Origin of the sequence: Xanthomonas nasturtii (assembly GCF_023337365.3) — a bacterium.
Lineage (GTDB): Bacteria > Pseudomonadota > Gammaproteobacteria > Xanthomonadales > Xanthomonadaceae > Xanthomonas > Xanthomonas nasturtii.
This window is the reverse complement of record NZ_CP142084.2, coordinates 1,295,977-1,308,372: the sequence shown is the minus strand read 5'-3', so window position 1 is coordinate 1,308,372 and position 12,396 is coordinate 1,295,977. Positions and strand designations below refer to the sequence as shown.

The 12,396-nt window shown below is 64.1% G+C and carries 9 protein-coding genes; 3 read left to right on the top strand and 6 right to left on the bottom strand.

The genetic code is table 11. From position 1 onward, the window contains the following. Window positions 1–14 precede the first annotated feature (14 nt). From M3O59_RS05730 to M3O59_RS05720, 3 genes are all read left to right on the top strand, one after another. Complete coding sequence (locus tag M3O59_RS05730; RefSeq protein ID WP_330462325.1) at window positions 15–1,340, top strand: Smlt3024 family type IV secretion system effector; 1,326 nt, start codon at window positions 15–17, stop codon at window positions 1,338–1,340. 331 nt (window positions 1,341–1,671) lie between these two features. Next, window positions 1,672–2,535 carry a Smlt3025 familytype IV secretion system inhibitor gene (locus M3O59_RS05725; RefSeq protein WP_116907059.1) on the top strand — a complete coding sequence of 288 codons (864 nt, stop codon included), beginning with the start codon at window positions 1,672–1,674 and terminating at the stop codon, window positions 2,533–2,535. A gap of 25 nt (window positions 2,536–2,560) precedes the next feature. Then, window positions 2,561–3,886: a Smlt3024 family type IV secretion system effector gene (locus tag M3O59_RS05720; protein WP_330462324.1), complete on the top strand. Its 1,326-nt coding sequence runs from the start codon at window positions 2,561–2,563 to the stop codon at window positions 3,884–3,886. 355 nt (window positions 3,887–4,241) lie between these two features. Here the strand turns inward: M3O59_RS05720 and M3O59_RS05715 are convergent, their stop codons facing one another. The 6 genes from M3O59_RS05715 to pilH form a co-directional block, all read right to left on the bottom strand. After that, window positions 4,242–6,926, bottom strand: coding sequence for a M1 family metallopeptidase (locus M3O59_RS05715; protein WP_249054720.1), 2,685 nt, complete (start codon window positions 6,924–6,926; stop codon window positions 4,242–4,244). Between the two features lie 164 nt (window positions 6,927–7,090). Next, window positions 7,091–8,383 (bottom strand): adenylosuccinate synthase, encoded by a 1,293-nt coding sequence (locus M3O59_RS05710; protein WP_019300370.1) that lies wholly within the window; start codon window positions 8,381–8,383, stop codon window positions 7,091–7,093. A 250-nt stretch (window positions 8,384–8,633) separates the two neighbouring features. Further along, the gene (locus tag M3O59_RS05705) at window positions 8,634–8,819 is read right to left on the bottom strand and encodes a DUF2065 domain-containing protein (RefSeq protein WP_064634518.1); all 186 of its coding nucleotides are present in this window, start codon (window positions 8,817–8,819) and stop codon (window positions 8,634–8,636) included. Between the two features lie 258 nt (window positions 8,820–9,077). Further along, on the bottom strand, window positions 9,078–9,941 hold the full coding sequence (gene hflC, locus M3O59_RS05700) for a protease modulator HflC (protein ID WP_064634511.1): 864 nt from the start codon (window positions 9,939–9,941) through the stop codon (window positions 9,078–9,080). Continuing rightward, window positions 9,938–11,068, bottom strand: a complete 1,131-nt coding sequence (gene hflK / locus M3O59_RS05695) for an FtsH protease activity modulator HflK (protein WP_116906545.1) — start codon at window positions 11,066–11,068, stop codon at window positions 9,938–9,940. The genes hflC and hflK overlap by 4 nt, the downstream gene beginning before the upstream one ends. Before the next feature lie 663 nt (window positions 11,069–11,731). Beyond that, a complete protein-coding gene (gene pilH, locus M3O59_RS05690) occupies window positions 11,732–12,118 on the bottom strand; it encodes a twitching motility response regulator PilH (protein WP_064634513.1) in 387 nt (128 codons plus the stop codon). Between the last annotated feature and the right edge of the window lie 278 nt (window positions 12,119–12,396).

Sequence of the window (12,396 nt, the reverse complement as noted above, 5' to 3'; positions counted from 1 at the left end):
TTAGGGAGCAAGACATGAGCGGATTGACCGATAAAGACATCGAGATCTTGAGCGGCTATGCAAACACAGGAAACCGGGAGCTGTATTGGAACTATCTCTCACAACTGCAGGTCGCTGATGGCTATGGCACCCTCGCATTAGGCGTAGTTCGCAATGACAGCCTGCCTGGCCGGGTCGCCAATAGCTACGCTCAGGACTATGCAAAGCATCAGCATGACAATGGCTCGCACTTCCCTAATGCTCAGCTCAGCGAACGGCAGTGGGACGAGTTTGGCCAGACTCTACTTAAGAAGGATCTTGCGATTCGGCAATCCTGGATGGAAGTTCAGCGCCCTGACATGGCACTGAACCTTCCCGGCAAGGACGTCATGCGAGCACACGACCAAGCCTTCCTGGACCATGAGCTCGACCCCAACTGCTGGACACCCCGCGTGCTGCTGCAGGCAGCACTTGAAAAAAGCGGCCCCCAGAAGCTGGAACAGATCTGGACCAACATGCTCGACAACGAGTATGCCGGCGCCCCCCGCATCAGCAACACGGGCTATGAGACCTTTGCGCAGATGGGTTTGGTGGCCGGTAGCCAGTACCTGGCCAAGCTCGGCACTACCGAGGCGATCCAGATGCTGGAAGGCCGCTCCGCGGTCGACCCCAATGTGATCGGCAGCAACAGCTTCTACGCGATGTACTTCGAAGAAGAACAGAAGTGGATGAATGTCAGCACCGGTGGCGGGCATCCGTCCATGCGCGAGGAAACCAATCCCGGTCGGATTGCAGAGCTCAACGACGCCCGCGAGGTACGTCTGGAGCGTCAGCAGAAAGCCACGCAGTTCCATGCCGATGATCCGCACCGCGCCATCACCCGCAGCCCGTTCACCGCATCGGTCGATGGGGTTTCCGATCAGATGCAGGCGCCAACCAAACTGGCCGATATCGGCCCCGACCACCGTAACTACCCTTTGCTGCAGCAGGTGCGCGCCGGCGTGGGCGCCATCGATGCGCAGGCCGGGCGGACGCACGACGAGAGTAGCGAGCGCCTGATTGCCAGCGTGATGACACTCGCCCGCCAGCACAATCTGGACCGCGTCGATCACGTTGTGCTGAGCAATCAGACTGCCGAACACCCGGCAGGGCGCACGGTCTTCGTGGTGCAGGGAGAGTTGAACAACCCTGCGCACCTGCGCGCTGCCATGCCGACCGATGTGGCGGTGCGCACGCCGGTGGAGCAGTCGCTGCAGCAGCTGGAGACGGCAAGCGTGGAGCGGCAACAGGCGCTCGCGCAGAGTCAGCAGCAGGACATGGACAACCGGACCCGCGAGAACGCAACAATGCGGATGGGCTGAAGCAACGGCGCGGCCCATTGGCCTGCGGCGTTTGCACGACTGCGCCTGGCTGCTGGTCGCTGCCGCGCCTTCCCTGGCCGGTCTTTCTCCTCGGGGTCTTGCTCCTCGGGGTCTTGCTCCTCGGGGTCTTGCTCCTCGGGGTCTTGCTCCTCGGGGTCTTGCTCCTCGGGGTCTTGCTCCTCGGGACACCCGACACCTGCGCGCCGCCGGTACCGCGCACCGCGCACCGCGCGCAGCATGGTGATGCCCCCTCCCGCAGGCTGGGCCGTTTGTTGTCGCGCTGATCCCAAGTTGCCTATAGTTCGCTATGAACCCTGCAATGGATTGACCAATGCGCATGATGTCATCCGGCCGGTGCCTGGCCCTTGCACTCGCCGTCGCTGTGACCGGCAGTGCCTGTGCACGGACGCCATCACCCGAACACAACAGGACTTCCCCCATGTCGGACACCGTCACCACAGGCCGCACCATCAACGGGCACACCTATTCGGACGCTCCGGTTGACGTAAAGCTCGGGCCGCATACCTTCCGCATTCCCGCCAACTACCTCGATAGCCAGATCGCACCTTGGCCGGGCGAAGGCGTGACGCTGGTCATTGAATGGCCGGACATGACCCCCACCCCGCCCGGTGCGCGGGCCAACCCGCGTACGAATGATTTCCGGAAGGAGATTTCTGTTCGGATCAACTACATCGACCGGGTCCCAATTGAGACATCGTTGGAGCGACACTCCTCCAATGAGGCAATTACCGAAGCCAATTCGGTGGAACGCCGAGACCCGAGGCAGCGCCTCGATCTCCGCCTTGCCCAGCAAGACACCTTGGGCTTGACGCCCTACGCAATAGACGAGGCGAAAATGCTGGCGTACTCAAAAGAGTACGAGGACCGCTATGGAAAACCGCCGATTCGTAACCCCGCCTACGAAGATGACTGGTACGTCGCCCGCGATTCAAACGGTGGGCTTGTCACCTTCATCAAGTGCGATAGCACCAAATTTCGTGGAGACGGCGTACGGCTGGAGGGATCTGAAGTAGTACACGAAAAAGGTGCTGTTGCTGCAAGTTGTGTCCACTACTTCTCTGATATCGAGAACAAGCTTTCCATCACGCTGAACTATAAGCGCGCCTTCTTGAAAGACTGGAAACGCATGGAAGAGGCGGTACGGAACGTACTGGCACGCACCAAGGCAAAGTGATCGGCGCGACTATCAGGAGCAGGACATGAGCGGATTGAGTGAGCAGGATCTAAAGGTTCTTTCCAGCTATGCGGACGCGGGCAACCGCGAGCTGTACTGGAACTATCTTTCGCAACTAGATGGTGCAGATGGCTACGGAACGCTGGCGCTAGGCGTGGTGCGCAACGACAGCTTGCCCGGCCGGGTCGCAAATAGTTACGCGCAGGATTACGCCAGAACCCAACACGATAACGGCTCGCGTTTTGCCAACGCTGAATTGAGCGAGAGGCAATGGGAAGCGTTTGGGCAAACCCTGCTCAAAATGGATCTTGAAGTCAGGCGATACTGGATGAGCGAACACCGTCCGGACCTTGCGCAGAACTTGCCCGGTGCTGACGTCATGCGAGCACATGACCAAGCCTTCCTGGACCATGAGCTCGACCCCAACTGCTGGACACCCCGCGTGCTGCTGCAGGCAGCACTTGAAAAAAGCGGCCCCCAGAAGCTGGAACAGATCTGGACCAACATGCTCGACAACGAGTATGCCGGCGCCCCCCGCATCAGCAACACGGGCTATGAGACCTTTGCGCAGATGGGTTTGGCGGCCGGTAGCCAGTACCTGGCCAAGCTCGGCACTACCGAGGCGATCCAGATGCTGGAAGGCCGCTCCGCGGTCGACCCCAATGTGATCGGCAGCAACAGCTTCTACGCGATGTACTTCGAAGAAGAACAGAAGTGGATGAATGTCAGCACCGGTGGCGGGCATCCGTCCATGCGCGAGGAAACCAATCCCGGTCGGATTGCAGAGCTCAACGACGCCCGCGAGGTACGTCTGGAGCGTCAGCAGAAAGCCACGCAGTTCCATGCCGATGATCCGCACCGCGCCATCACCCGCAGCCCGTTCACCGCATCGGTCGATGGGGTTTCCGATCAGATGCAGGCGCCAACCAAACTGGCCGATATCGGCCCCGACCACCGTAACTACCCTTTGCTGCAGCAGGTGCGCGCCGGCGTGGGCGCCATCGATGCGCAGGCCGGGCGGACGCACGACGAGAGTAGCGAGCGCCTGATTGCCAGCGTGATGACACTCGCCCGCCAGCACAATCTGGACCGCGTCGATCACGTTGTGCTGAGCAATCAGACCGCCGAACACCCGGCAGGGCGCACGGTCTTCGTGGTGCAGGGCGAGTTGAACAACCCTGCGCACCTGCGCGCTGCCATGCCGACCGATGTGGCGGTGCGCACGCCGGTGGAGCAGTCGCTGCAGCAGCTGGAGACGGCAAGCGTGGAGCGGCAACAGGCGCTCGCGCAGAGTCAGCAGCAGGACATGGACAACCGGACCCGCGAGAACGCAACGATGCGGATGGGCTGAAGCAACGGCGCGGCCCATTGGCCTGCGGCGTTTGCACGACTGCGCCTGGCTGCTGGTCGCTGCCGCGCCTTCCCTGGCCGGTCTTGCTCCTCGGGGTCTTGCTCCTCGGCACACCCGACACCTGCGCGCCGCCGATGCAGCACGCCGCAGTGCATGCGGCCCGCTACATCTGCTGTCCAGCGTGATTGGTTTCTCTGCGAGCCGCTGGCGGAGTACCCAGTCGAGCTTTGCGGCACCAAGCGGCGCGTGTGGCCTGTGTCCGGCAAGGCAGACGCAGGCAGAGGAAGACCGCCGCCGTGACAAGGCCTGCCTGCTATCGCAAACAAGCCTTGCCACAAGACATGCTTAAGGCTCCTCAGCTCTTCTGCTTTTTCAACCACGCCACAATTTGCGGCACGCGCTGGTCGCGCAGCTTCACCCGCGTCTGGATGGTGCTGATCGCGGTTTCCGCTTCGCGGCGCGAGGTGGGGGCGATGTACTTGTCGGCATAGGCCTTGATCTTGTCGACGGTCTTCAGATCGAACGAGCCATCGGCCAGGCCTGGGTAATAGCGCGCACGCGAGGTGCTGTCCACTAACGTGTCGACCTGGCTGCGATGGGCGACGGCGAAGTCGAAGGCCAGCTCCGGGTGCTCCTTGGCCACCACACGGATCATGCTGGCGGCATTGGTCGCGCCGGGCTCGCTGGTGAGCGCCAGCGCCAGCGCGCGCGCCGCCAGTGCCGGGTCCTTGGCCTGCGCCAGGTACAGGTAGTACTTGTCGCGCACCATCGCCGAGGTTTCCTTCTGCGCCATCGTCTGCAGCATCTTCCAGGTGGCGGCGTCGGCGTGCCGGGCGACGATGCCCAACACGGTGCTGCGCAGCTCTGGCGACAGCGAAGCGGGATTGGCCTGGAAGGCAACGAAACGACGCTGCGCCTCGGCGATGACTGCCGGGTCGTCCAGCGAGCTCAGGGACGTGATCAACTGCGCGCGCAATTTTTTGACCTGTGCCGAGTCGCCGTTGCGGTCCTCCCAGCCATAGCGCGCGAACACCGGCGCCAGCCGCGCCAGCGCATGGCGACGCCAGGCGGTGCGGCCGGCTGCATTGTTTTCGAACAGATAATCCAGGCCCACGAACGTGCCGGAGGCGACCTGCCACAGATCCGGTGCTGCATCGGCCGGCACGCTGGCGGTGAGGTCGAGCAGGTCCGCATCCGGCTGCAGCCCCACCTTCGCCAACGCACCGGTGTCCAGCAGGATGCCCAGCTGATCCACCGCCGGCAGCGTCGTCAGGCGCGCGCTCAGTGCCTTGAACTGCGCAGGCGAATACAGCGTGCGGTAATAGCCCTTCTGGCCGGCGTTGACCAGCACCGGCGCATCGCAGCCGGGCAGCTTGAGCTGCGCGGTGTGATCCACCAGCACGCGTTGCGTCTTGCCCGCACCATCGCGCACGGTGACCGGCACGCGCCACGCCAACGGTGTCTTGTTGGGCCGGTCGATGGTGTATTCGCCCTGCTCCAGCGTAAGCGTGGTGGTACCGGCATCGCAGCGGGTGCTGGCCTTGATCAACGGCACGCCCGGCTGCTGGGTGAAATCGTGGGCGATATCGATGAACTGCTTGCCCGGCGCAACCTTGTCGATCTGCTCCCACAACTGCCCGGTGACCGCATTGCCGTAGCGGTGCTGCTGCAGATACTGGCGCACACCGCTGCGCCAGTTGTCCGAGCCGACATAGTCTTCGAGCATGCTGATCACCGCCTCACCCTTGTCGTAGGTGATGGTGTCGAACGCCTGACTGGCCTGCTCCACGGTGGCCACGTGCTGCACCACCGGGTGGGTGGTGCCATAGGCATCGAGCGGCATCGCGTTGCGGCTTTTGTAAGCCGGGCCGGTCTTGTCGATATCCCATTCCGGATGCAGCTTGGCGGTGGTGCGCGCCTCCATCCAGTTGGCGAAGCCCTCGTTGAGCCACAGGTCGTCCCACCACGCCATGGTCACCAGATTGCCGAACCACTGGTGCGCGATTTCGTGCGCGGCGAAGGTGAACACATCCTGTTTGTTGCTGATGGTGGACACCGCCGGATCCAGCAGCAGAAAGCGTTCGAAGGTGAAGATGGCGCCCCAGTTTTCCATCGCACCGAAGAACTGGCTGCTGCCGGGCGCGGCGATGTTATCCAGCTTGGGCAGCGGGTACGGGATGCCGAAGTAGGCGTTGTACTCGTGCAATACATCGCGGCTGGACTGCAGCGCGAACTGCGCCTGGCTCAGCTTGCCCTTGAGCGCGACCACACCGATCTCGGTGCCGTTATCGGCTTTGACGGTGGCACGTTCGAAGTCGCCCATGCTGAAGAACAGCAGGTACGTGGACATCTTCGGCGAGGTCTGGAACGCGATGCGCGTGCGCCCATCGGCGCCCGGCGTGGACGAGGCCACCGGCATGTTGCTGACCGCCAACTGCCCGGCTGGCGCGTTGATGACCAGATCGAAGGTGGCCTTGAAGTTGGGCTCGTCCCATGCCGGCACGAAGCGGCGGGCATCGGAGTTTTCGAACTGGGTGAACAGCGCGCGGCGCGTGCCCTGCGCGGTGGGGTAGTCCAGGGCGAACAGGCCATTGGCCTGCGTACCGATCATGCCGCTGTAGTCCAGCGTGAGCACGTACTTGCCTGGCGCCAGGGCGGCGCCGGTGGCGATGCTGGCAGTTTGCGCCTCGGCATCGGCGGTGACCTTGGCTGCCACCGGCTTGCCACCGGCCGCGGCCAGCGCGGCCTTGCCGAAGGTCAGCTGCGCTGCCTGCAAGACGATGGCGTCGGTGGCCGTGAGCACCTCCACGTCGATGCGGACCTTGCCGTCGAAGCTCATCTTCTCCGCGTGCGGAGTGATCTCGATGGCGTAGTGGCTGGGCCTGGCGGTGCGCGGCAGCTGCGTGGTGACGGCCGTGGAGATTGCCGCGGTGGTGGAGGCAGCCGCGACGACCGGTGCGGTGTCGGCGGCGTGGGCACTGGTGACCAGGGCAGTGCCGGTCAGGACCAGCGCAATGGCGCTCGCCAGGGGAAGACGCATGAACTTTCTCGTTGGAAACAGGGCGCAACGGCCCGACCCGGCAATGATCGCCCGACGCGGTCAGCACGAGCACTGGCGAAAGTCATGCCAATCCTCAGCAATCCTCAAACGCCAACGGCCCGGACAAGCCGGGCCGTTGGGTATGACAACGCAAGATCAACCGATCAGGCGAACGGGTCCTGCAGCACCATGGTGTGGTCGCGGTCCGGGCCGGTGGAGACGATCGAGATCGGGCAGCCGGCCAGTTCTTCCAGCGCACGCAGGTAGGCGCGTGCGGCAACCGGCAGCTTGTCCCACTCGGTGATGCCGTGGGTGTTTTCGGTCCAGCCCGGGAACTCCAGGTACACAGGGGTGCACTCTTCCCAACCCTGCGCATCCAGCGGCGCATATTCGGTGCGCTTGCCGCGGTATTCGTACGCAATGCAGACCTTGAGCTTTTCCATGCCGTCGAGCACGTCGAGCTTGGTGATGCACAGGCCCGAGATGCCATTGATGGCCACCGCACGCTTGAGCGCGACGATATCCATCCAGCCGCAACGACGCGGGCGGCCGGTGGAGGCGCCGTACTCGGCACCGCGGTCGCGGATACCCTGGCCCACCTCGTCGTCCAGCTCGGTCGGGAACGGGCCGCCGCCCACGCGCGTTGCGTAGGCCTTGGCGATGCCAAGCACGTAGTCGATCGCATCGGCGCCCACGCCGGTACCGGCAAGCGCGCCGCCCACGGTGGTGTTGGAGCTGGTGACGTACGGGTAGGTGCCGTGGTCGATATCCAGCAACGCGCCCTGTGCGCCTTCGAACAGCACGCGCTTGCCCTGCTTGCGCAGGTCGTGGAGGATGCCGGCCACGTCGGACTTCATCGGCTGCACGTAATCGCCGAAGGCCAGTGCTTCGTCGTAGGTCTTCTGGAAATCGACCGCTTCCACGCCCAGGTACTTGGTCAGCACGAAGTTGTGGTAATCCAGCGCGGTGCGCAGCAGCTCTTCCAGCTGCGGCGGGTAATGCAGGTCGGCGATGCGGATACCGCGACGCGCCACCTTGTCTTCATACGCCGGGCCGATACCGCGGCCGGTGGTGCCGATGGCCTTGCCGCCGGCGGCCTTCTCGCGCGCCTGATCCAGCGCGATGTGGTACGGCATGATCAAGGGCGCAGCCGGGGAGATCTTCAGGCGCGAACGCACTTCCACACCGGCGTCTTCCAGCTCGCTGATCTCTTTGATCAATGCGGCCGGCGAGATCACCACGCCATTGCCGATCAGGCACAGCGCGTCGTCGCGCAGGATGCCGGACGGAATCAGATGCAAGACGGTCTTCTTGCCGTTGATGACGAGCGTGTGGCCGGCGTTATGGCCGCCCTGGAAGCGCACCACCGCACCGATCTCTTCGGTAAGCAGATCGACGATCTTGCCTTTGCCTTCATCGCCCCACTGGGCACCGAGCACGACAACTGACTGACCCATGACGGGTGAACTCCTAAGTTTTGCGGCGGCCATCGGGGCCGCGGGATGGGACCGGTTCACGGCTGGCAGCGACACCTGGCGCGCGGCTCCATCGGGGAGCGTTGCAGTGGCGCGACAGCCCTGACACGGAAAAAGCCGAACGGTGTGCTCTGGTTGGAGCGTGCCCGGCCGGCTTTTGTGCATTATCCGGGTTTCCGGTGGCGTGCACTACCCTTTGTACTGGCGCAAGCCAGGGTGGCGCCGGCGCAGCTCAGTGGCGCACGACCCACAGCGCGATTGCGCCCAGCACCAGGACCACCCCGCCGATGGCGCGCAGTTGGGCCGTGGGCAGGCTGAACAGTTGCTCGACCATGCGCTTCCAGGCGGCGGGCGCTGCAAATAACAGCAGGCCCTCGATGACGGCGATCAGGCATAACGCGGATAGAAACTCGTGCATCAGCAATACCAGGACAACGTGGGAGCTGCAGTGTGCCCGGTTCGCCAACCCGCCACGCCACGCCACGCCGCGTAGGAGCGCACCTGGGCGCGACGGGCATTCCCGGTAACGCAGTCGCACCTGGGTGCGCTCCTACGACGCGGCATGCATGGCAGGGATCTTGAGGTGCAGCGTTGGCGTAGCCCACGCCGTCCGGCTGCGACGGCACATACGACAACGCCCGCATTACGCGGGCGTTGCCGGTTCAAAACAGAGCGATCACCGATCGCTCTTGAGGTACTGCAAGAACGGGTCGTTCTTGTCGAGCACGATCACGCCGTTGCCGTCGGTCATCGATTCGCGATACGCCTCCAGGCTGCGGTAGAACGCGTAGAACGAGGGGTCCTTTGCGCCGGCCTGGCCGTAGATGCGGGCGGCGTTGGCATCGCCTTCGCCACGCAGCTTCTGCGCATCGCGCTCGGCATCGGCCTTGATCACCGTGCTCTCGCGGTCGGCCTGGGCACGAATGGTCAGCGCCTGCTCTTCGCCTTCGGCGCGCAGCTTGCTGGCTTCCTGCTTGCGCTGGGCGCGCATGCGCTCGTAGACGTCGGTGATCACCTGGCTGTCGGTCGGCAGGTCGATCTGCTTGATGCGCAGGTCGGTGATCTGCATGCCCAGGCCCTTGATCGCGCCGTTGATGCCCTTGAGCTGGTTGGCGATCAACTCGCTGCGGTCGCCGGAAACCAGCTGCTGCAGGGTGCGCGAATTGATCTGGTTGCGCAGCGAGTCGGTGATGATCGGGGCCAGGCGCGAATTGGCCACCGACTCCTCGCCACCGGTGGCGCGATAGAACGCCCGCACATCGGAGATGTAGCCGATGGCGAAGAAGTCCACGCTCACGTCTTTCTGCTCGGCGGTGAAGTAACGCGCCGGGGCGGTGTCCAGTACCTGGAAGCGGCGGTCGAACACGCGCACCGATTCCACCACCGGAATCTTGAAGTGCAGGCCGGGCTTGAGGTCGGCGCGCACCACGCGGCCCAGGTTGAGCACCATGGCGGTCTGGTCTTCGCGCACCACGAACACCGAGCCCATCAGGGTCAGCAGCACGGCAACGATCAGACCGATGACTAGCGAATTCTTCATTGTTCGGTTCCCTCACGGCCGGTCGGACGCGGCCCGCGTTCCGGGTTGCGGATGGCCTCGCTGCTGGAATTCTGCGGCGGATTCAACAGCACGTCCTGCGGCACCATCGACGGCATGCCGCCATTGCCGCTGGTCGCGGACGCCTTGCTGGCATCGGCCGGCAGCGGTACGTAGATGACCTGGCGGCCATCGCTGCCGATCACCTTGCGGTTCTCCGACAGCACCTTCTGCACGGTTTCCAGCCACAGGCGCTTGCGCGTGACTTCGGGCGCGCCGGCGTACTGCTCCTGCAACAGCGTGAAGCGGTCGGCGTCGCCCTCGGCCTTGGAGATCACCGCCTGCTTGTAACCTTCGGCGCCGGTGCGGGTGCGTGCACCCTGGCCGCGTGCTTCCGGTACCACCTTGGCGGCATACGCCTGGGCTTCGTTGATCAGGCGCTCGCGCACCTGCTGGGCACCGTTGACCTCGTCGAAGGCCGGCTTCACTTCTTCCGGCGGGCGCGCGTCCGGCAGGGTCACACCAGTGACGGCCAGGCCGGTGTTGTAGGCATCCAGCGCCGCCTGCAGGCGGTCCTTGGAGGCGATCGCCAGCGGGCCGCGATTGTTGAGCACGGTATTGAGATCCGAACGGCCTACCTGCTCACGCACGGCGCTTTGCGCGGCCTGCTCCAGCACCAGATCGGCATTGCGCGAGCCGAACAGGTATTTGCGCGGGTCGCTGATCTGGTACTGCACGTTGAGCGAGACGTTGACGATGTTCTCGTCGCGGGTCAGCACCGGCACCTGGTTGCTGAAGGTCTTGATTTCGGTGGCATTGACCTTGCGCACCGACTCGATCGGCCAGGGCAGCTTGAAGTTCGGGCCGGGCTGCAGGATGCGCGAGAACTGGCCGAAGCGCAGCACCACGCCACGCTGCTGCTCGCCGATGAGCTGGAAGCTGGAGAACAGCACCATCAGCACCACCGCGACCAGGATCCAGCGCCCCACACCACCGTCGAACAGCTCTTTCAGCGGGGCGGGCAGATTGCCCCAGCCACCACCGTTGCCACCACCGCGCGGGCCCCAGGACCTGCGACGGTTGGGATCCGGGCCGTCTCCGCCCTTGTTGCCGGGTGTGTTCCAGGCCATGCACGCTCCATGATCGAGGGGCTGTGCGGGCCAGTCCCGCAGTGCCGCCGTGTTGTTTGATTCGCTGATTCTACTAGATGGGGCAGACCGACCGTTTTGAAAGGCCCGGTTCGGTGCATTGTTGGTTTAGCCGGCGGGGTGGATTGGGCGGGTGGGGAACACCGCAGCGGTTTTCGTACGAAGGGATGGCGCTCCGGGAACCCGCGAACCCGGGGGTACGCGGGTATGCGCCGAACGCTGGCACGGGCCATGCCTGCCCGGGAGCTGTGCACGCGTGTCGTTGGCCCCAGCCGAGCCACTGATCCGCCGGTGGCCGGGTGGCATCGGGTTGCCGAGCGCGCACCTGCTTGGCTGGGCTTGAGTGCCGGCGCGGTGATGCGATCTGGCAAGCGGGCGCGTTGCGAGACGATCGCTTGCTTGGAGCCCATGCCTTCAACCCGATCGTGGTTTCTATGCACAGAGGTGATTACCCCCGCACCCTCACCTGCCTCCGCTCCGCACCCCGGCGCGCACTTGCAGCGCGGGCGCTCAAGGGCACGCTCGCCACTGGCGCGCAAGCAGTGCCTTCTCGCCGCGCGGGAGAGGGGCTTGCCCTTCTCCCCCGTCTACCCTCACTCAAACCTATTTCCGACCTCTGGCGTCGATCACGCCTGGCCGGCGCACTTACGCTTTGGGCGGTTCGTCTTTTTGACTGAACACCCGCTCCATCACTTCCAGCAGCTCGTCTTCGGAAAACGGTTTGGTGATGTAGGCGCGGGCGCCCTGGCGCATGCCCCACATGCGGTCGGTGTCCTGATCCTTGGTGGTGACCAGAATCACCGGAATGTGCTGGGTGGTGGGCTCGCGCTTGAGCGTGCGCGTGGCCTGGAAGCCGTTGAGGTTGGGCATTACTACGTCCATCAGCACCAGATCCGGCAGCGACTCCTTGGCCGCTTCCACGCCGGCGGCGCCATCGGTGGCCGTAATGGTCTCGTGCCCAAGCTTCTCGACGATGCGCTGAATCCCCAGCAGCTGCGACGGCGAGTCGTCGACGATCAAAATACGTGCCATGTGTTTCCCCTAGTATGCGCGGCGAGTGTAGTGCGCCGGCCGCGCTTGCGGTAGCTGGGCCTGGCTGGTGGTTGGTGCACGCAAGTGTTGCGACACGCAATGAGCTGGCGCACGAGATTCTCTTGTAGACGACTGCAGGAGTGCTACGTCGAACCAGCACGATTGGATTCAGCAAAGGAATCGACGGACAGCGACGTTGATTCCCTATCTCCCATCGGGACATTGCCCTCCTGCATCGGGCAGAAGGTGGCGCGCAGCGCCGGTGAGCGTACGGCTAC

Coding starts and splice junctions, on each gene's coding strand:
- M3O59_RS05730 (WP_330462325.1), top strand. CDS start 15: ATGAGCGGATTGACCGATAAAGACATCGAGATCTTGAGCGGCTATGCA.
- M3O59_RS05725 (WP_116907059.1), top strand. CDS start 1,672: ATGCGCATGATGTCATCCGGCCGGTGCCTGGCCCTTGCACTCGCCGTC.
- M3O59_RS05720 (WP_330462324.1), top strand. CDS start 2,561: ATGAGCGGATTGAGTGAGCAGGATCTAAAGGTTCTTTCCAGCTATGCG.
- M3O59_RS05715 (WP_249054720.1), bottom strand. CDS start 6,926: ATGCGTCTTCCCCTGGCGAGCGCCATTGCGCTGGTCCTGACCGGCACT.
- M3O59_RS05710 (WP_019300370.1), bottom strand. CDS start 8,383: ATGGGTCAGTCAGTTGTCGTGCTCGGTGCCCAGTGGGGCGATGAAGGC.
- M3O59_RS05705 (WP_064634518.1), bottom strand. CDS start 8,819: ATGCACGAGTTTCTATCCGCGTTATGCCTGATCGCCGTCATCGAGGGC.
- hflC (WP_064634511.1), bottom strand. CDS start 9,941: ATGAAGAATTCGCTAGTCATCGGTCTGATCGTTGCCGTGCTGCTGACC.
- hflK (WP_116906545.1), bottom strand. CDS start 11,068: ATGGCCTGGAACACACCCGGCAACAAGGGCGGAGACGGCCCGGATCCC.
- pilH (WP_064634513.1), bottom strand. CDS start 12,118: ATGGCACGTATTTTGATCGTCGACGACTCGCCGTCGCAGCTGCTGGGG.